The sequence below is a fragment of the Streptomyces sp. NBRC 110611 genome (assembly GCF_001590865.1).
GTDB lineage: Bacteria > Actinomycetota > Actinomycetes > Streptomycetales > Streptomycetaceae > Streptomyces.
In genome coordinates this window covers 144438-163934 of the sequence record NZ_BBUY01000005.1, presented here as the reverse complement: position 1 = coordinate 163934, position 19497 = coordinate 144438, and the positions used below count along the sequence as shown (strand labels likewise).

Below are 19497 nucleotides of genomic sequence, written 5' to 3'. Positions count from 1 at the left end.
TGTTCCACCTGTTCCACCGACACGACCGACGCGCTGAGGGGCGACCACACCTGATGCACACCGAGGACCGGCTCCGCGACTATCTGAAGCGGGTCACCACCGAGCTCCAGAAGACCCGCACGGAGCTGCACGACGCCGAGGCCCGGCGCCGGGAGCCCATCGCGATCGTCGGCATGGGCTGCCGCTACCCGGGCGGCGTCAGCTCGCCGGAGGACCTGTGGCGGCTGGTCGCCGACGGCACCGACGCGGTGTGCGCCTTCCCCGAGGACCGGGGCTGGGACCTCGACGCGCTCCACGGGGCCGGTCCGGCCGGCGGCGGCTCCGCCACCCGCGAGGGCGGATTCCTCGCCGACGCCGCCGGGTTCGACGCCGGGTTCTTCGCCATGTCCCCCCGTGAGGCGCTGGCGACCGACCCCCAGCAGCGGCTCTTCCTGGAGACCGCATGGGAGGCGGTCGAACGCGCCGGGATCGACCCGAAGTCGCTGCGGGGCAGCCGTACCGGGGTCTTCGCCGGGCTGATGTACCACGACTACCCCGGCGCCGGCGCCGCCGGCAGCGTGGTGCCCGGCCGGGTCGCCTACGCCCTCGGCCTGGAGGGCCCGGCCCTCACCGTGGACACCGCCTGCTCCTCCTCGCTGGTGGCCCTGCACCTGGCCGTACAGGCGCTGCGCCGCGGCGAGTGCGCGCTCGCCCTGGCCGGCGGCGCCACGGTGATGGCGACGCCGGAGACCTTCGTGGAGTTCAGCCGCCAGGGCGGCCTGGCCCGGGACGGCCGCTGCAAGTCCTTCGCGGCCGCGGCGGACGGCACGGGCTGGGCCGAGGGCGTCGGCGTCCTGGTGGTGGAACGGCTGGCGGACGCGCGCCGCAACGGGCACCCGGTGCTCGCGGTGGTCCGCGGCGGCGCGGTGAACCAGGACGGCGCCAGCAACGGCCTGACCGCACCCAGCGGGCCGGCCCAGCAGCGGGTCATCCAGGACGCGCTGCTGGACGCCGGGCTGTCCGCCGCCCAGGTCGACGCGGTGGAGGCGCACGGCACCGGCACCCGGCTGGGCGACCCCATCGAGGCCCAGGCCCTGCTGGCCACCTACGGCCGGGACCGCTCGCCCGGACACCCGCTGTGGCTGGGCTCGGTCAAGTCCAACTTCGGGCACAGCCAGGCGGCGGCCGGGGTGGCCGGGATCATCAAGATGGTCATGGCGATGCGCCACGGGGTGCTGCCCAGGACGCTGCACCTGGACGCGCCCACCCCGCACGTGGACTGGTCGGCGGGCGGGGTCCGGCTGCTGGCCGAGGAGACCGCCTGGCCGGCGGCCGGTGAACCGCGGCGGGCGGCCGTCTCCGCGTTCGGCGTCAGCGGCACCAACGCCCATGTGATCATCGAAGAGCCCCAGGAGCAGCCCCAGGAGCAGCACCAGCAGCGGGACCCCGGGGAGGCGCCGCGGGGGGCGCGGGCACCGCGGCCGGGGGGCGCACTGCCCGGTGCCCCGCTGGTGTGGCCGGTCTCCGGGCGGACCCGGGACGCGCTGCGGGACCAGGCGGCCCGGCTGCTGGCCTGGACCGAACGCCACCCCGGGCTGCGGCCCGTGGACGTGGCGTACTCGCTGGCGACCACCCGCTCCGCATTCGAGTACCGCGCCGTGGTGCTGGGCGCGAACCGGGAGGAACTGCTGGCCGGCCTGGCCGAGTTGGCCGCCCCGGCCGGTGCGTCCGCCGTGGCCGCAGAGAGCGGCCCGGAGGAGGGGGAGCGGGCGGCGGACGCGCCGGGCGCCGGCTCGCCGGCCGTCCTCGTCACCGGCCGGACCGCCGCGTCCGGCGGCGGCAAGGTGGCGCTGGTCTTCCCGCCCGCCGCCGAGTTCGCCGGCGAGGGCGCCCGCTGGACCGCCACCGCACGCGAACTGCTCGCGGCCTCCCCGGTGTTCGCCGAGCACCTCGCCGCCTGCGCACGGGTGCTGGACCCGCTGACCGGCTGGTCGCTCGACGCGCTGCTGCGCGGCGGGCCGGGCGCCGCCGACCCCGGCCGCGCCGAGGTCGCCGGGCCCGCGCTGTTCGCGGTGGGGGTCGCCCTGGCCGGACTCTGGCGGGCACACGGAGTCGATCCGGCGGCCGTGGTCGGCACCGACGCCGTGGGCGCGGCCGTCGCCGCCCACGTGGCCGGCGGACTCTCCCTGGCGGAGGCGGCCCGTGCGGCGCTGCGCCCCGGCCCCCCGGGCCCGTACCCCACCGCCGGCATCCCCCTCCACACCGACCTGGACGGCCCCACGGTGCGCGCGCTGCTGGAGCGCGGCGTCACGGTGTTCGCCGAGACCGGCCCGCACCCGGTACTCCTCGACCGGCTCCGCGCCCTGCTGGCCGACGCCGGCGGCGAGGCCACCGTCCTGGGCACGCTGCGCCACGGGCGCGACGCCGCACGGGAGTTCACCACCGCACTCGCCCGCCTCCACGCCGGCGGCGGGACGCCCGACTGGGCGGCGGCCTTCGCCGGTACCGGCGCCCGCCGCGTCGACCTGCCGACCTACGCCTTCCAGCGGCGGCGCTACTGGACCCCCGCGGTGTCCGCGGCCCCCGCATCGGCCGCGGCCGCCGCCGGTGCGGAGCGGCTCGGCCTGCGGACCGCCGGCCACCCGCTGTTCGGCGCCCGCCTCGCCCTGGCGGACTCCGGCGGCCTGGTCCTGACCGGCCGCCTCTCGCTGCGCACCCACCCATGGCTGGCCGGCCACGCGGTCCGGGGCACCGTTCTGCTGCCCGGTGCCGCCACGGTCGAACTGGCGCTGCGCGCCGGCCAGGAGGCGGGCTGCGGCCTGCTGGAGGAGCTGACCCTCCAGGCGCCGCTGGTGCTGCCGGCGGAGGGCGCGGTCCGGTTCCAGGTGACCGTCGGCACCCCCGACGACCGGGGACGCCGCACGCTGTCGCTGTACTCGTGCGCCGGCCGCGCCGACGGTACGGGCCGCGCCGACGGTACGGACCGCGCCGACGGTACGGACCGCGCCGACGGTACGGGCCGCGCCGACGACGCCGGTCACCCGGCCCCGGCCGCGGACGGCCGGTCCTGGACCCGGCACGCCACGGGGGTCGTGTCCCCCGGCACCGGCCCGGCCGCGCCGCTTGCCGAGCCCCTCCAGGAGCAGTGGCCGCCCGCGGGCGCCGAGGAGATCGCACCGCAGCAGGTCTACGACCGGATGACCGCGGCCGGTCTGGAGTACGGTCCGGCCTTCCGCGGCGTACGGGCCGTGTGGCGCCGTGGTGATGCCCTCTTCGCCGAGATCGCCCAGCCGGCCGGCGCGGAGCACACGGCCGGGACCGGCACCACCACCGACGTGGCCGGATTCGGCCTGCATCCGGCGCTGCTCGACGCCGCGCTGCACCCGCTGGCCCTGGGCCTGCCCGGCCTGGGCGGCGGACCGGACGGCCGCCCCCGGCTGCCGTTCGCCTGGAACCGGGTCGCCCTGCACTCCCGCGGGGCCACCGCCCTGCGGGTCCGCCTCACCGCCGAAGCGGACACGGTACGCCTGGACGCCTACGACGCGGCCGGAGCCCCGGTGGTCACGGTCGGTTCGCTCGTCGTCCGGCCGGTCGCGGACGCCCCGCCGCCCGCCGACGGCCGCCCGGACACCCCGCTCCACCGCGAGGAGTGGCAGCCGCTGCCGCCCGCGTCCGGTGCCGCCGTGTCGGGTGCCGCCGCGTCCGGTCCGAAGGCACCCGGCCGCCCCTCGTGGGCCGTGCTCGGCCCCGACGCACCGGGCACGGCCGTCGCACTACGGGCCCAGGGCATACCGGCCGTGCCGTACCGGGACCTGGCCTCCGTGCCCGACGGCTCCGGCACGGTGCTGTGGCCGTGCCCGCCGCGCCGCGGCCACGACGACGCCGGGCCCGCCGCCGTCCACGAGGCCGTCCGGCGGGCGCTGACGACGGCCCAGCAGTGGCTGGCCGACGAGCGCTTCACCGCGGCCCGGCTCGTCGTCCTCACCCGGGGAGCGGCCGGACCGCACGCCGGGAACGACCCCGTGGGCTCCGCCGTCTGGGGGCTGATCCGCTCCGCGCAGTCCGAGCATCCGGACCGCTTCGTGCTGGCCGACCTGGCCCGTGACGACGCCTCGGTCCGCGCCCTCCCGGCCGCGCTCGCCGCCGGTGAGCCGCAGTTCGCCCTCGTGGACGGTGCGGTGTCGGTCCCCCGCCTGGCCCCCGTCCGCCCGCAGGCACCGGCCGCGGCGACACCGGACACGGGCGGAGCGGACGGGCCGGAGGGGCCGGCCCCGGGCCGGTACGGCGACGGCACCGTTCTGATCACCGGTGCGACCGGCACCCTGGGCGGACTCGTCGCCCGCCACCTGGTCCGCGCACACGGCGTCCGCCACCTTCTGCTGACCGGCCGCCGGGGCGGCGCCGCACCAGGCGCCGCCCGGCTCACCACGGAACTGGAGGAGCTGGCCCGCCCCGCCGGCGCGGTGACCGTGACCTGGGCGGCCTGTGACGTCGCCGACCGCGCGGCGCTCCGCGCGCTGCTGGCCGACATCCCCGGCACGCGCCCGCTGACCGGCGTGATCCACGCGGCCGGTGTGCTCGACGACGGGGTCCTGGCCTCGCTCACCCCCGAGCGCCTGACCACCGTGCTGCGCCCCAAGGTCGATGCGGCCGTCCATCTGGACGAGCTGACCCGCGGCCTGGACCTCTCCGCCTTCGTCCTCTTCTCCTCCCTCTCCGGGGTGCTCGGCGGCCTCGCCCAGGCCAACTACGCCGCCGCGAACGCCTTCCTGGACGCCCTCGCCCGACGGCGCCGGGCACAGGGCCTGCCCGCCTCCTCCCTCGCCTGGGGCCTGTGGGAGCAGAGCAGCGGGATGACCGGCGACCTGGACCGGTCGGTACGCGAGCGGATGGCGCGGGGCGGATTCCCGCCGCTGCCCACCACGGACGCGCTCACCCTCTTCGACGCGGCGCACGACCTCGACGAGGCCGCCCTGGTGCCCGTACGGCTGGACCTGGGCGCGCTGCGCGCCCAGGCGGCCGAGGCGGGCACCGGCGCCCTGCCGCCGCTGCTGCGCGGCCTGGCCGGCGCGCCCGCCCTCCGGACGGCGGCCGGGTCCGCCGCCGCACCGGAAGACCGGGGCGCGCCGGACCCCGCCGGACCCGCCTCCCTCTCCGCCCTTCCGGTGGCCGCCCGCGACCGGGCGCTGGCGGAGCTGGTCCGATCCAGCACGGCCGACGTCCTGGGCCACGACTCGGCGGACGCGATCGAACCCGGGCTCACCTTCCAGGAGCTGGGCATCGGCTCGCTCAACTCGGTGGAGCTGCGCAACCACCTCGCCGCCCGCACCGGCCTCACCCTGCCGACCACCCTGGTCTTCGACTTCCCCACCCCCGCCGAGGTGGCCGCACACCTCCGCACGCTGCTCCCGGAGCCGGCCGGTGCCGCACCCGGCCGGCCCTCCGCGCCTGCCTCCCCGCCTGCTTCCCCGCCGCCTTCCGTACCGGCTTCCTCCGGACCGTCTCCCTCCGCGCCGTCCCCGGCGGCGGATCCGGACGACGACCCGATCGTGGTCGTCGGCAGGAGCCGTCGCCTCCGTGGCGAGGGGCCGCAGGAGCCGGCCGGCTTCGACGCCGGCTTCTTCGGCTACGGTCCGGACGAGGCCGCCGCCCTGGACCCCCGGCAGGGGCCCCTGCTGGAGACCGCGTGGGAGGCCGTCGAGGACGCCGGGATCGTCCCGGACACCCTCGACGGCAGCGATACGGCCGTCTTCCTCGGCCTGCCCCGGCCCGGTGACGGCCCGGACGGAGCGGTCGGCGGCGGACTGCCGACCCAGGCCCTCGCCACCGCCTTCGGACTCCGTGGCCCGGCCGTCGCCGTGGACACCGGCGACGGATCCGCCGGGACCGCCCTGCACCTCGCTGCACAGTCGCTCCGGCTGGGGGAGTGCGGACTCGCCCTGGCCGGTGGCGCGCTCACCGACCCGGACCGGAACGGCGAGGGCACCGAAATCCTGCTGCTGGCGCGGCTCTCGGCCGCCCGCCGCCACGGCCACCGGGTACACGCGCTGGTACGGAACGGCGAAACGGGCCAGGCCGTCGTGGCACCGGCCCCGCCGGAAGCCTCACCCGTGGCGGGTGCGGCCGCCCCGCGCGCCGAGTCGCCGGCCGTCCCGTTCCCGTACCTCCTCTCGGCGAAGACCCCGTCGGCCCTGCGCGCCCAGGCGGCCCGTCTGCGCTCCCACCTGGAGTCCCGCCCGCAGGTGCGCCCGGCGGACCTCGCCCGCGCGCTCGCCACGACCCGTACCGCCTTCCGGCACCGGGCGGCGCTGGTGGCCGGCGGGCGCGAGGAGCTGCTCACCGCCCTCGACGCCGTCGCGCGCGGCGAGGACCTGCCGGCCGTCCTGCGCGGTACGCCCGCCGACCGGCCGCTCACCTTCCGCTTCGTCCCGCACCACGGTCGTCGGCCCGTCGTCGGCGGCCCGCTGTACCGGGCGTTCCGGGTGTACGCCGAGGCGTTCGACGAGGCGGCCGGATGCCTGGACGAGCATCTGGAGCGCTCCCTGCGCGAGGTCGTCTGGTACCAGCCCGAACTGCTGGAGCGTCCGGCCTACGGCTACCCCGCCCTCTTCGCGGCGCAGACCGCGCTGCACCGGCTGCTGACGAGCTGGGGCGTCACCCCGGACACGGTCACCGGGACCGCCTCCGGCGCGGTCGCCGCGGCGTACGCCTCCGGTGCGCTCGCGCTCGGCGACGCCGCCGCACTGGCGGTCGCGTACGGCCGGCTCGCGGACGGTGACCGGGACGCCCGGGCCCGGGAGGACTTCCGGCGCGCCCTGGAGACGCTGGCCTTCCGGCCGCCGGAGATCCCGTTCCCGTTCCCGTCCCCTCCCGGCGGCGGCCCGGCCGCCGGTGTGTCCCTCTCCTCGCCCGACGGCTGGATCCGGCGGCTCGACGAGCACGAGGCGGGGGAGGAGGCAGCAGGCCTCCCGGGCACCGGGACCGCCCTCCGGCTGGGTGCGGACGGCTTCGCCGTCACCGGCCGGGGCGAGCACCGGGGCACGGCGGTATCGGGCGAGGAGCTCACCTCCCCCGACGCCCTCGGCCGGGCGTTCGGCAGCCTCCACACCGGCGGCGTACCCGTCGACTGGACGGCCGTGTTCGGGGGCCGGCCGGCCCGCCGCACCGACCTGCCGACGTACGCCTTCCAGCGCACCGGCCGGCCCGTCTGGTCGCCCGCCGGCGACCTCGGTGCGCCGGGCCTCGACGGCAGCTGGCTCGTGGTCATCCCGCCCGCCGGCCGGGCCGGCGCCGACCTCACCGAACCGGTTCTCGGCGCACTGCTGCGGCACGGCGCCGACGTCCTGCCGTTCGCCGTCGACCCGGCCGCCGGTGCCACCGCCGGCCACGCCTCCCGGCTCTCGCAGCTCCTCGCCTCCCGCGGCCCGTTGACGGGGGCCCTCTCCCTGCTTCCCGCCGCGGCGCCCGACAGCGCGCCCGACGGGCCGTGGACGCTGCCCGCCGCCGTCCGCGAGGCCGTCGCGGACACACCCGTCTGGCACCTCACCCGGGGCGCGGTCGCCGTCGAGCCGGGCGAACGGCCCGACCCGCTCCAGGCCGCCGCCTGGGAACACCTGCCCCCGGGCGCCCTGATCGACCTCCCGCCGGCTCTCGACGAGTCCGCACGGGAACGGCTCTGCGCCGTCCTGGCCAGGGGCGCCGCGAAGGACGCGACCGGGGCCGGAGCCGGGGCCGGAGCCGCGGGCGACGACGCGGGCGACGACGCCGGCCCGCCCCTGTGGGCCGTCCGGCCGTCCGGTGTCTTCACCCGCCCCCGTCCGGCGGACGCCCCGTAGCGGCACGGCCGCGTCAGCACGGCCGCGAGAGCACGACCACACCGAACGACCACACCGCACGACCACGACATGGACACGAGAGGAACGAAGGGCGCACATGGGTAGCGACATCTGGCAGACGAGCGCGGTCGAACTGGCGGCGTCGGTGGCGCGCGGTGAGGTCACCGCGGCCGAGGTGGTGGAGAGCCACCTGGATCGCATCGCCGCGGTCAACCCGCGGCTGAACGCCGTCACCGGCCTGCTGGCCGACCGGGCCCGCGCGGCCGCCGGCGAGACCGACCGGCGGCGGGCCGCGGGCGAACCCCTGGGGCCGCTGGCCGGAGTGCCGTTCACCGTCAAGGACAACATCCACGTGGCCGGTATGCCCACGACCCAGGGCGTACCGGAGTTCCAGGGGCTGGTGGCCGAGGCCGACTCCCCGCCGGTGGAGCGGCTGTGCGCGGCCGGGGCGATCCCCCTCGCCCGCACCAACATGCCCGATATGGGGATGCGCGGTGTGCACACCCGCAGCGGCCTGCACGGCGACACCGTCAACCCCTGGGACCCGGCCCGCAGTCCGGGCGGCACCAGTGGCGGCGACGCGGTGGCGGTGGCCTCCGGTATGGCACCCCTGGGCCTGGCCAATGACTGGGAGGGCTCCAACCGCATTCCGGCCGCTTTCTGCGGTGTGGTCGGGGTACGCCCCAGCTACGGCCGGTACGCCTCCGACAACCGTCTGGCCGGCCGCGAACCCCAGCTCAGCTCCCTGCTCTTCCCCGTCGACGGCCCGTTGACCCGTACCGTCGCCGACGCCCGCGCGGTGCACCAGGTGCTGGCCGGCGCCGACCCCCGCGACCCCCGTACGGTCCCGGTCCCCCCGACCCTGCCCCTACTGGACGGGCCGGTCCGGGTGGGCGTCGTCGCCGACCCGGGCGGACTAGGGGTACACCCCGACGTACGGGCCGCGGTCGAGCTGGCGGCCGGCGCGCTGGCAGACGCCGGGTATGTGGTGGAAGAGGTGGAACTGCCCCGTCTCGAAGAGGCCCTGGACGCCTACGGCCGGCTGGTGATGACGGACTACAGCCTCACCTGGCCGATGGTCAGGACCCTGATGCCGGAGGACGGCTGCCGCTTCCTGGAGATGTCCATGGAGCGCACCCCACCGGTCGGCCTGGAGGGGTACGTCAAGCTCATCGGCACCCGGCTGGGCGTCCAGCGCGCCTGGACGGCGTTCCAGGAGACCTACCCCCTGGTGCTCGGACCGGTGTTCACCGAGCCCGCCATCGAACCCGGACTGGAGGCCCGCGGCCCCGAGGAGCTGGACCGGGTGTGGAGGGCACAGCGGCTGTGCTCGGTCGCCACCTTCCTCGGCCTCCCCGCCGTCGCCGTCCCCACGGGGGTCGTCGCCGGCCTCCCCCAGGGGGTGCAGCTCATCGGCCGTGCCTACCGCGAGGACCTGTGCCTGGACGCCGCCGCGGCCGTCGAGGCACGCCGGGGCACCTTCACCCCGCTCGATCCGCGCGACTGACCCCGTACGACCGGCCCGTGCGACGGGTCCGTACGGCTGACCCGTACGGCTGACCCGTACGGCCGACCCGTACGGCGCGGCCGGGCCGGTTTCGGCGTAGGGGACCCGCGAAGACGCTCAGGGGTCCGCCGGGGTGCCCCGGATTCCCGGTCTCCGCATACGTTTTCGCGGGTCGCATCGCCTTGGGTACAGCCCACGGGCGAACACCGGAACGCCGGACGAGAACGGGGGAAGCCGAACCATGGAGGCTGCCGCACGGGAAACCGCGAACGCGCCCTGCCCGGGGCGGCTTCCGTCGCTCACCGGACTGCGTTTCCTCGCGGCCGCCATGGTGTTCTTCGGGCACGCCTTCGCCGATCCGCTCAGCAAGGTGGCGGCCCCGGGATTCCTCGCCGTTCTGTGGTACCGGGCGGGTTCCTTCGGTGTCTCCTTCTTCTTCATCCTCAGCGGATTCGTCCTCGCCTGGTCGGCCCGCGCGGGAGACCGGCCGGTGCGGTTCCTCCGGCGCCGGCTGCTCAAGGTCTACCCGAATCACCTCGTCACGTTCGGGTGCACGGCCGTGCTGCTGTGGTGGACGGGGCGGAGTCTCGCCGGGTGGCTGCCCAATCTCCTGCTGGTGCAGTCGTGGGTACCGGATTTCGGCGTCATCAACAGTGTGAACACGGTGAGTTGGACGCTGAGCTGTGAGGTGTTCTTCTACGCCGCGTTCCCGCTGCTGATGCGCTGGACCGGACGCATCCGGCCGGAGCGGCTGTGGCATGCGGCCCTCGGCACGGTCGCGGGCGTCGTCGCCGTACCGTGGCTCGCGCAACTGCTGCCTGCCCGGCCCCGCGTCGCGCCGCCGCTCGACTTCTCCTTCGTGCAGTGGTGGTTCGTGAACTTCGCGCCGCCGGTACGGGTGCTGGAGTTCGTCCTGGGCATCCTGCTCGCCCGGATCGTGCTGAGCGGGCGCTGGATCCGGCTGCCGCGTGGCCGGGCGGCGGCCCTGGTGGCCCTCTCCTACGTGGTGGCGCTGGCGGTTCCGTATCTGTTCGGAGTGGCCGCGGTGGGCGTCGTCCCCCTCGGTCTGCTGATCGCCTCCGTCGCCGTGGCCGACACGCAGGGGGAGAGCGGGCTGCTGGCGGGGCGGACCATGACCTGGCTGGGCGAGATCTCCTTCGCCTTCTATCTGGTGCACCGGCCGCTGCTGATCGCGGTGTCCGGTGTGCCGGCCGCCGGTGCGGCGGCCGGCATGGGGATCGCGGTACTGGTGTTCGCGGTGGCCGTCCTGGTGGCGTGGGCCCTGTATGCGGGCGTCGAGCGGCCGGTGATGCGCCGCTGGGCGGTACCGCGGGCGATGCGACGGGCGCGCGAGAGCGTGGAGGCTCCGTCGCGCGCCTGATTCCGGGGGGTGCGCGGGGCGCGTCCGGGCCCTCCCGCCCGAGCGCGCCGGAGCGCACCCCAGAGAACCAGCGAGAAGGGCCAGCCTTCCATGGACCGCGTATCACCGGCGCCCGAAGCAACCGAACCGGCACCCACCGAACCGGCACCGACAGGGCCGGCACCCACCCCACCGGCACCCACCACACCGGCCGAACCGGCCGCTCCCGTCCTCCCCCCACCGGGATCCATGCCCCGCGGCTGCCCGATGGGTCCGCCGGACCCCTGCCGGCAGGCCCTGGAGCGGCCCGGCCTCAGCCGCATCCGCCTCCAGTACGACCGGCAGGGCACGCTGCTGACCCGGTACGACGACGTACGGACCGCGCTGCGCAGCGACCGGCTCAGCTCGGCCCTGCACCAGCTGCCGCCCGTCATGGACGGCCAGTCGCCGCCCGGCTGGTTCTTCGGGATGGACGGCCCCGGCCACGCCCGCCACCGGAGGGTGCTGGCCAAGAAGTTCTCCGCGACCCGGATGCGGCGGTTCACGCCGGTGATCCGGGAACTCGTGGACGGACTGCTGGACACCGTGGAGCGCCGCCTGACCGGGCCCGACGGGACCGCCGACCTCATGGCGGAGCTCGCCTGGCCGGTGTCCGTACAGGTGCCCAGTGCCCTGCTCGGGATACCCGGCGACGACCAGGCGTGGTTCAAACGGCAGATCGACGCGCTGATCGACCCGGGCCTGTCCCGCGAGGAGATCACCGGTGTGTACCGCGACATGTGGCAGCACATGCGCGACCGGGTCCGCGCCGAGCGGGACGGTCCGGGCGGCCGGGGCCTGATCGGTGAGCTGATCGCGGAGCAGGACGGTCCGGACGGCTTCGGCGATGCGGAGATCGCCTCGATCGGGCTCTCCCTGCGCATCGCCGGGTTCGACCCCGTGGCCCACCTGCTGGGCCTGGGCCTGCTCGCCCTGATGAGCCGCCCCGAGCAGCTCCGTCTGGTGCGCGAGGAGCCCGGCATACGGGCGAACGCGATCGAGGAGCTGCTGCGCTTCGTGCCGTTCAACAACATGGGCGCGGTGCGCGTCGCCGCCGAGGACACCGAGGTGGACGGTGAGCGGATCGCCCGGGGCGAGGTGGTGGTCACCTCACTGGTGACCGCCAACCGTGACACGGCGGTCTTCCCCGACCCCGACGCCCTCGACGTGACCCGCGCCAACGCCGCCCATCACCTCGCCTTCGGGCACGGCGCGCACCGCTGTCTGGGCCAGCACCTGGCGCGGGAGGTCATCGCGGTGGTGTTGGACCGGCTCCTGGAGCGCTTCCCGCGGATGCGGCTCGCGGTACCCGCGGAGCAGGTCCCGCCGTTCGAGTCCGCGGGCTTCTACGGCGTGGCCGAGCTCCCCGTCACCCTCCGGCCGCCCCGCACTCCCTGACCCCGCCCCGCACTCCCTGACCGCGCCGGGCGTCTCCGGCCACCTCGTACTCCGCGGCCGCCGGCCCGGGCCCACAGGTCTGCCTGAGGGGCCCGGGCCGGCCGGGCTCAGCCGAGCAGCACCGGCAGCCGCCGCACACCGATCAGGAACTGTGGTGCGATCTCCTCGGCCGGTACCGCGAGCCGCACCTTCGGGAACCGTGTGAACAGCGCCTTCAGCGCGATCTCGACCTCCGTCATGGCCAGCGTCGAGCCGGGGCAGAAGTGCGGCCCGCGGCTGAAGCCGAGGTGCGGGTTGGGCGAGCGGGTCACGTCCAGGACGCCGGGGTCGGGGAATTCGGCGGGGTCGCGGTTGGCGGCGGCCAGCACGACCAGGACGCCCTCGCCGGGGGTGACCGTGACCCCGCCCACCTCGACCGGCTCGGTGGGGAAGCGCCGGAAGGCGTGCTTGACGGGCGCCGCGTGGCGCATGATCTCGGCCAGCCCGCTCGACCAGGTGGTCCGGCCGGAGCGGATCAGCTCGAACTGGTCCGGATTCTCCAGCAGGGTGAGCACGCCCAGCGCGATCAGCTGGCGCACCGAGTCGTGCCCGGCCTGGATCACCAGAATGGCCAGCGCCGCCAGTTCGTCGTCGGTGAGCCGCTCGCCGTCCTCGTCGTGCGTACGAATCAGATCGGAGAGCAGGTCGTCGCCCGGCTTCCGCCGCCGCTCGGCGATCAGATGCCGGATCACCTCGACCATGCCGCGCAGGGCGGGCGCGAGGACGTCCGGCGGCGGGGGGACGGGGCCGTTGAACGTATGGGCCCACTGGAGCCACTGTTCGCGGTGCTCCTCGTCCACCCCGATCAGATGGGAGACGACCCGGATCGGCAGCGGGTCGGCGAACCGTGCGATCAGGTCGTTCTCGGCATCCGGGTCCAGGGCGTCCAGCAGCTCCCCGACCATCCCCTCGATGGCGGGCCGCATGGTCCGGACGCGGCGGGCCGAGAAGGCCAGCGTCACCAGCGGGCGCACCCGGCCGTGGTCCTCGCGGTCCATGCACAGCAGGTTCGAGTCCAGCAGCGGCACCACGTCCTCGGGGACCCCTTGCGCCCGCATGCCCGCGGCGTGCGACTGGCCCGGCGGCCGGCTGGTGAACCGGGGGTCGGTGAGGACGAGTCTGGCGTCCTCGTAGCGCGTCACGACCCAGCACGGCGAACCGTCCAGCGACCGGCCCCGGCAGATCGGGCGGGGCGCGGTCAGCCAGCGCCGCCCCGCCTCCCGGTCGGTGACGAACGCGGGGTCGGACAGGTCGTACGCACCGGGTTCGCCGAGGTCCGGTTCCTGCCGAGGGGGTGGGGCGGTCTCTGTCACGGCATCCTTCCTCTGCACGTCACTTCACTTCGCTTAACTTCACTGCCACGTCACTGCCACTTCCCGGCGGTCCCGACGGCACCGACCAGTTCTCCCGCCTCGTCCATGATCCGGCGGCCGATCTCGTCGACGTGCCGGTCCTGCCAGGAGGCCGGGCCGGTCTCCCGGAGCCACTGGTTGCAGGCGCCCAGCGCGGGGCCGCAGTACACCTGGAAGTCCATCTCGCGGCCGGGCTCACCGGCGATGGCGAAGCGCAGGGACCGGTCGCAGTACCACCGGAACACCAGCGCCATCCGCCGCTTGGGGTCCGGTTCGGGCTCGCCCGCCGGGGCGCCGCGGCGCAGCTCCGCGTAGGCGGACTCGAACGGCGTCCGGAAGTACCGCTCCTCGATGTGCGCGCGGACCCCGGCGTCGATGGCGTACCAGTCGTCATGCGTGCGCCACAGGTCGTGCAGCTTGTTCGCGCGGGCGTGGAAGAGCGTGCCCTTCTTCATCACCCGGGCCCGGCCGCCCAGTTCGAACAGATCGCTGAACGGCGCGTACACCGTGTCGTGCACGTCCAGGTTCGCCAGCAGGTCCTTGACCCGGCCGCTGACGCCGGCCTCGGCCGTGCACACGTTGACCGACCCGGTCAGGACGAAGTCGGCGCCCAGGACGAACGCGGCCGCCGCCGCCTCCGGCGACCCGATGCCGCCACCGGCGCCCACCCGCACCGGGGGCAGCGCCGGGAACGTGCGGGCGACCTCGTCGCGCAGCCGGCGCACCGACGGCAGCAGCGCGGGCAGCGCGCCCATGTCGGTGTAGCCGCCGGCATCGCCGACCGCGCACACATCGTCGGCCATCGCCAGCAGCGGGGCCGCCGCCGCCTCCTCGGCGCCGATCGCGCCGGCCGCCAGCAGGCGTTCGACGACCCGGGCGGGCGGCGGCTCGAAGAACAGCCGGGCCACGTCGGGCCGGGTCACCTTGGCCAGCAGCCGGTTCGGGGCGTGCGCCCGCCCGTCGGGTCCCACCCGGGCACCGCTGAGCCGGTAGCGCACCAGCGCCGGGGTGATCTGGATGTACGCGGCGGCCTCCAGGGCCGTGACGCCGCAGCGCAGCGCCGCGTCCACGACGTCGTCCTCGGCCCGCCCGCCGAACGGGCTGTAGGCGAGGTTGACCCCGAACGGCGCCCCGGCCCCCAGCCGGTCGCGCAGCGCCCGCAGGCCGTCCGCCACCTCGGTGCCGGTCAGGCCGCTGGTGCCGAAGAAGGACAGCAGGCCGGCCCCGGCCATCCGGGCCACGAAGTCCACCGAGGAGACCGCGTGGTGCATGCCGCCGGCCGCGTACGCGTAGTCGACGCCGTACGCGGTACGGAAGGCGGCCGAGCCCAGTGTCCGTCCGGTGACGGGAGCGGCGGGCGCCGGCACCACGGGGGCGGGCGCGGGCTCGGGCGCCGCGTCGCGCTGCGGCCGGCCCGCGGCCCCGGTGGTCCGGGACGGCCCGGGTTCCTCGGCCGGCAGGGGCTCCGCCTCGTCCTGGATTCTGGCGATCAGCTTGGTCAGTACGGTGCCCGGACCGAGTTCGTGCACCTCCAGCTCGCCCAGGCCCATGAGGCGGCGCACGCTGTCGGTCCACTGCACGGGGCCGTCGATCTGCCGCCGCAGGTTCTCCTTGATGTCGTCGGCACCGGGCCCGTACGGCCGCGCGTCGACATTGGCGATGACCGGCACCTTGGGCGGGAAGAAGTCGAACTTGTCCAGGAAGCGCCCGAACTCGTCGGCGGCGTCGGCCATATAGCGGCTGTGGAAGGCGGCGCTCACGTTCAGCGGTACGCACCGGGCGCCGGCCTCGGCGGAGAACAGCGGAAGCGCCCGCTGCACGGCGTCCTCGGGGCCGGCGATCACGGTCTGCGAGGGGGTGTTGACATTGGCGATGTCGATGGCGTCCAGACCGTGCGCGCGCAGTACCCCGCGCACCGCTTCGGCGTCGCAGCCGGCCACCGCGGCCATCGTCCCGCCGTTCGCCTGTCCCATCAGCTCACCGCGTCTGCGGACCAGGCGCAGGCCGGTCTCGAAGTCGTAGACGCCCGCCGCGAAGAGCGCGACGTACTCACCCAGGCTGTGCCCGAGTACGCAGTCCGGCATCCGGCCGCCCACCTGGAGCAGCGCCAGATGCGACAGCGCGCCGACCACGTACAGCGCCGGCTGGGTGAACTCGGTCTGCTTCAGCTTCCGTTCGGGGTCGTCCACGCAGAGCGTGCGGACCGAGTAGCCCAGCACCCGGTCCGCCCGCGCGGTCAGCTCGGGGAACCGGTCGAACAGGTCCTTGCCCATGCCCTTGACCTGCGAGCCCTGACCGGGAAAGACATGGACGCGCAGCGGGTGCGGGGATACCGGGGACACGGGGGACAGAGGGGCGGGGAACATCTGCGCTGCCTCGGAGGTCTGGGGTGTCGTGGGTGTGCGGGGCGCGGAGGCGAGGGCGCGATGGTGTTCCACCACCCGCTCCAGCAGCGCCCCGTCCCGGGAGAACGGCGACAGCAGCGGCATCGCCCGGGACGCCGCGCCGGCCGGCAGCCGGGGATTGACCAGGCCCGCCATGGAACCGGACGGACCGAGGTCCAGATACCGCCAGCGGTCCTCCCGCAGCAGCCGGTTCACCAGCGGCCGGATGTCGAACGGCCGCCGCATCACCTGCCAGATGTGGTCGACGTCCAGCTCCCGGACCTCGTCCCCGGTGGTGCCCGACAGCAGCGGCACCCGTGGCCGGCGCAGGGTGAGCTTGCCGACCTGTGCGACGAACTCGTCCCGTACGGCCTCGATATGGGAGGAGTGGAAGGGGTAGGGCACCGGGAGCCGCTGGAAGAGGATGTTCTGCCCGGTCAGGTGCTCCTCGGCCCGGTCCAGGTCGGGGGCCTTGCCCGCCACCACGAAGTTGTTCTCCGCGTTGACCGCGGCCAGTTCGAGCGGGCCGTTCAGGACCGGTTCCCGGTCGAAGAGCGCGGGCTCGGCCAGGACCGCCAGCATCCCGCCGCGCGGGCAGCGCTCCTCGAAGATGTCGACCTGGCGCACCAGCAGCGCCAGGCACTCGTGCACGTCGACGGCTTCGGCCACGGCCGCCGCCGCCACCTCTCCCAGGCTCGCCCCGAGCACCGCATCCGGCTGGATACCCCGTGCCATCAGGCTCCGCGCCAGCGCGTACTCGACCATGAAGATGCCCGGCTGGCTGTCGCGGAACCGGTCGAAGGGCTCGTCCAGCCGCCGCTCGGGCCCGTAGATCCGCTCCAGTACGGAGTCGCCGCGCTCGGCGCGCACCACCGCGTCCAGGTCGCGCAGGGTGTCCCGGAACACCTCGTCGTGCTCGTAGAACCAGCCGCCCATGTGGTGGTACTGCGATCCCTGGCCGGCGAAGAGGAAGACGTTGCTCAGGCTCATGGGGCCGGGCTCAGCCCTTCCTGGCGATGTGGTGCCGGTAGCTGTCCGGCAGCCCTTGCAGCGACGGGACGGCGCCCGCCTTCTTGAGGGCCTTGGTCAGCGCGGTGTCGGGGAAGCCGGCGAACTTCGCCCCGAAGATGGTCCGGCGCACCTGCCGCCCGACCAGCCGCGCCACCGGCGACATCCGCTTCTCGGCGAAGGTCCGCTGGAAGTGGCTGCCCGCGGTCATCCGGCGCCGGATCGAGGTCCGCACCTCCTCGGAGATGTCCCGCTCGTGGATCCACGCCAGCCCCCGGGACTCCTCCTTGTGCCGCGTCATCTGCGCGTAGCGCGGCGCGGTGAAGGTGTCGATGTGCGAGAAGTGGCCGCCCGGCTTGAGCACCCGGGCCACCTCGTCCAGGAACCGGCCGAAGTCCGGGTAGGTGTGCGAGCTCTCGATGTTGATGACCAGGTCCAGCTCGCCGTCCTCGAACGGCAGGTTCTCCGCGTCGCCCTGGACGAAGTGCAGCCGCCGGCCGCGGGAGAGGCGGGTGGTGGCGCGGGTGATGGCCTGCGGGGACAGGTCCAGACCGGTCACCCGCTCGGCGTCGATCAGCCGGGACAGGAAGTTCAGCCCCTCGCCCAGCCCGCAGCCGACCTCCAGGACGGAGGCGCCGGCCAGCTCCGCGAGCCCAATGGGCAGATCGCGCAGCGCGAGGAAGTACAGCTGCTCGGAGTACCCGTCGGTGTCGTAGTCCGCGAAGCCGGGGACCAGTGCGCGGATCTCGCGCAGCAGGGTGTCGTCGTGCATGCCCCAGTTCCAGATGTCGCCCTGCGACGAGGCGGTCGCCGCCATGTCGTACGACGAGGACGTGGCGCCCTTGATCCGGTCGCTGACCGCACGGTCCGGGCCCTGCCCGCTGTCACTGGAATTGATTGTCCCGAGTCCCTCGCTGAACTCGGTGAACACCTTGGAGGCGGCCATGTCTTCCTCTCGTGCGCATGCTTGGGGCCCGGAAGGTCACCGGCGTGCGCAGGCTATGACCGGCCCCGGCGGGCAAGACACCCCTAATCCCCCCTACGGACCCCCAGATCACCGGGGGGCGGCGAGGAGGTCACGCACGGTCGGCCGCGCCCCGGCCGGCGGGAGCCGCCGGGCCCGGGCCCAGGACGGCGGAGGCCAGCGCGGCCTGGTACGGGGTGAGCGCCGGCCGGGCGGGGGAGCCGGCGCGGCCGACCGCCGCCCACCGCGGGTCGCGCCCCAGCGCGTACAGCGACCCCAGCGAGGTCAGGACCGAGGACCGCTCGGCCCTGCGCCGTCCGGAGGGCAGCGCCCGTCCGGTCAGCCCGCCGTGCTCCAGGCACTGCTGGACCGAGCCGGTCAGCACCGGGTGGGCGCTGATCTCCAGGAACACCCCGAAGCCCCGGGCCCGCAGCGCGGTCACCGTCTCGGCGAAGCGCACCGGCTCGCGCAGGTTGCGCATCCAGTACGGGGCGGTCAGCTCGGTCCCGGTCAGCCGCTCCCGGGTCACCGTGGAGTACATCGGCACCCTGGCCCGCCCGGGGCGCAGGTCCTTCAGCGCCACCGCCAGGTCGTCCCGCAGCTCCTCCACGTAATGGCTGTGCGAGGCGACCGTCCCCTTGATCAGCTTGCAGTAGACGTCCTGCGCGTCCAGCCGGCCGGTGATCTCCTCCAGCGAGTCGGCGTCCCCCGCCAGCACGCTGAGCACCGGGCTGTTGAAACCGGCGACGCTCACCCGCCCCCCGGTCCCCGCGGCCAGCCCCGCCGCCTCCTCGGGCGACAGCTCGGCCACCGCCAGCGCGCCCTTGCCGCTGATCCGGCGCAGCAGCGCGCTGCGCCGGCAGGCGATCATCGCGGCGTCCTCCAGCGACAGCGCGCCCGCGATATGCGCCGCGGCGATCTCGCCCATGCTGTGGCCCACCACGGCATCCGGCTCGATGCCCCAGGACCGCCACAGCTCGGCCAGCGCGACCTGCACCGTGAACAGCACGGGTTGCAGCACGTCGATCTCGCCGATCCGGGACTCGTCCTCGTCCAGGGCCAGCTGCTCCCGTACGGAGAAGTCCACATGACGGCGTACGGCGGCCTCGCACCGCGCCACGGCGGCCCGGAACGCCGGCTCGGTGCGCAGCAGTTCCCGGCCCATCCCGAACCACTGGTGGCCCTGCCCGGCGAAGACGAACACCAGCCCGCGCTCGCTCCGCGGCGGCGCCCCGTCCGTCACCCCTCCGGGCTCCGCGGCCATGTCGAGGGCCTCCACCAGTCCGGCGTACGAGTGGGCGACGGCGAAGGCCCGGTGCTCGTGGTGCGGCGCGTCCATCGCCGCCCGGCACAGCGCCGCCGGCTCCGGCCCGCCCCGCCCGTCCGCGGCGGCCCGGGCCAGCTCCCGGTACGAGCCCAGCAGTGCGGCCAGCCCGCCGGCCGAGGGCGCGGACAGCGGCAGGAGACAGGCGTCGTGCGCCGCCGGGCCGCCCGGCGCGGAAGCCATGTCCGGCGCGGAAGTCATGCCCGGCGCCGAGGGCGCGGCGGACGGGGGAGAGGACGGGGAAGGCGGGGCGGACGGGGCAGAAACGGTCACCTTCGGGACACCTTTCCTCGGCTCAACGGCGCCAC

7 protein-coding genes and 1 pseudogene are annotated in these 19497 nt (G+C 75.4%); 4 read left to right on the top strand and 4 right to left on the bottom strand.

All coding sequences use genetic code 11. From position 1 onward, the window contains the following. Positions 1-56 precede the first annotated feature (56 nt). The 4 genes and pseudogenes from AZE13_RS14065 to AZE13_RS14050 all read left to right on the top strand — a co-directional run. Positions 57-7814 (top strand): annotated as a pseudogene (locus AZE13_RS14065) (SDR family NAD(P)-dependent oxidoreductase); the annotation flags it as partial. A gap of 97 nt (positions 7815-7911) precedes the next feature. Continuing rightward, positions 7912-9321, top strand: coding sequence for an amidase (locus AZE13_RS14060; protein WP_066930887.1), 1410 nt, complete (start codon positions 7912-7914; stop codon positions 9319-9321). Positions 9322-9562: 241 nt separating this feature from the next. Then, a complete protein-coding gene (locus AZE13_RS14055; RefSeq protein ID WP_066930885.1) occupies positions 9563-10702 on the top strand; it encodes an acyltransferase family protein in 1140 nt (379 codons plus the stop codon). A 228-nt stretch (positions 10703-10930) separates the two neighbouring features. Continuing rightward, a complete protein-coding gene (locus AZE13_RS14050; protein ID WP_066930883.1) occupies positions 10931-12118 on the top strand; it encodes a cytochrome P450 in 1188 nt (395 codons plus the stop codon). 107 nt (positions 12119-12225) lie between these two features. Here the strand turns inward: AZE13_RS14050 and AZE13_RS14045 are convergent, their stop codons facing one another. The 4 genes from AZE13_RS14045 to AZE13_RS14030 all read right to left on the bottom strand — a co-directional run bounded on the left by AZE13_RS14045 (position 12226) and on the right by AZE13_RS14030 (position 19372). Continuing rightward, on the bottom strand, positions 12226-13470 hold the full coding sequence (locus tag AZE13_RS14045) for a cytochrome P450 family protein (protein ID WP_066930881.1): 1245 nt from the start codon (positions 13468-13470) through the stop codon (positions 12226-12228). Between the two features lie 50 nt (positions 13471-13520). Then, positions 13521-16883: an ACP S-malonyltransferase gene (gene fabD, locus AZE13_RS14040; protein ID WP_066930879.1), complete on the bottom strand. Its 3363-nt coding sequence runs from the start codon at positions 16881-16883 to the stop codon at positions 13521-13523. A gap of 10 nt (positions 16884-16893) precedes the next feature. Beyond that, positions 16894-17847, bottom strand: a complete 954-nt coding sequence (locus AZE13_RS14035) for a class I SAM-dependent methyltransferase (protein WP_066930877.1) — start codon at positions 17845-17847, stop codon at positions 16894-16896. A gap of 130 nt (positions 17848-17977) precedes the next feature. Continuing rightward, the gene (locus AZE13_RS14030) at positions 17978-19372 is read right to left on the bottom strand and encodes an acyltransferase domain-containing protein (RefSeq protein ID WP_066930875.1); all 1395 of its coding nucleotides are present in this window, start codon (positions 19370-19372) and stop codon (positions 17978-17980) included. Between the last annotated feature and the right edge of the window lie 125 nt (positions 19373-19497).

Bases quoted from the DNA above. Each gene is read 5' to 3' on its own strand.
- AZE13_RS14060 (WP_066930887.1), top strand. From the start codon at position 7,912: ATGGGTAGCGACATCTGGCAGACGAGCGCGGTCGAACTGGCGGCGTCG.
- AZE13_RS14055 (WP_066930885.1), top strand. From the start codon at position 9,563: ATGGAGGCTGCCGCACGGGAAACCGCGAACGCGCCCTGCCCGGGGCGG.
- fabD (WP_066930879.1), bottom strand. From the start codon at position 16,883: ATGAGCCTGAGCAACGTCTTCCTCTTCGCCGGCCAGGGATCGCAGTAC.
- AZE13_RS14030 (WP_066930875.1), bottom strand. From the start codon at position 19,372: ATGGCTTCCGCGCCGGGCGGCCCGGCGGCGCACGACGCCTGTCTCCTG.
- AZE13_RS14035 (WP_066930877.1), bottom strand. From the start codon at position 17,847: ATGGCCGCCTCCAAGGTGTTCACCGAGTTCAGCGAGGGACTCGGGACA.
- AZE13_RS14050 (WP_066930883.1), top strand. From the start codon at position 10,931: ATGCCCCGCGGCTGCCCGATGGGTCCGCCGGACCCCTGCCGGCAGGCC.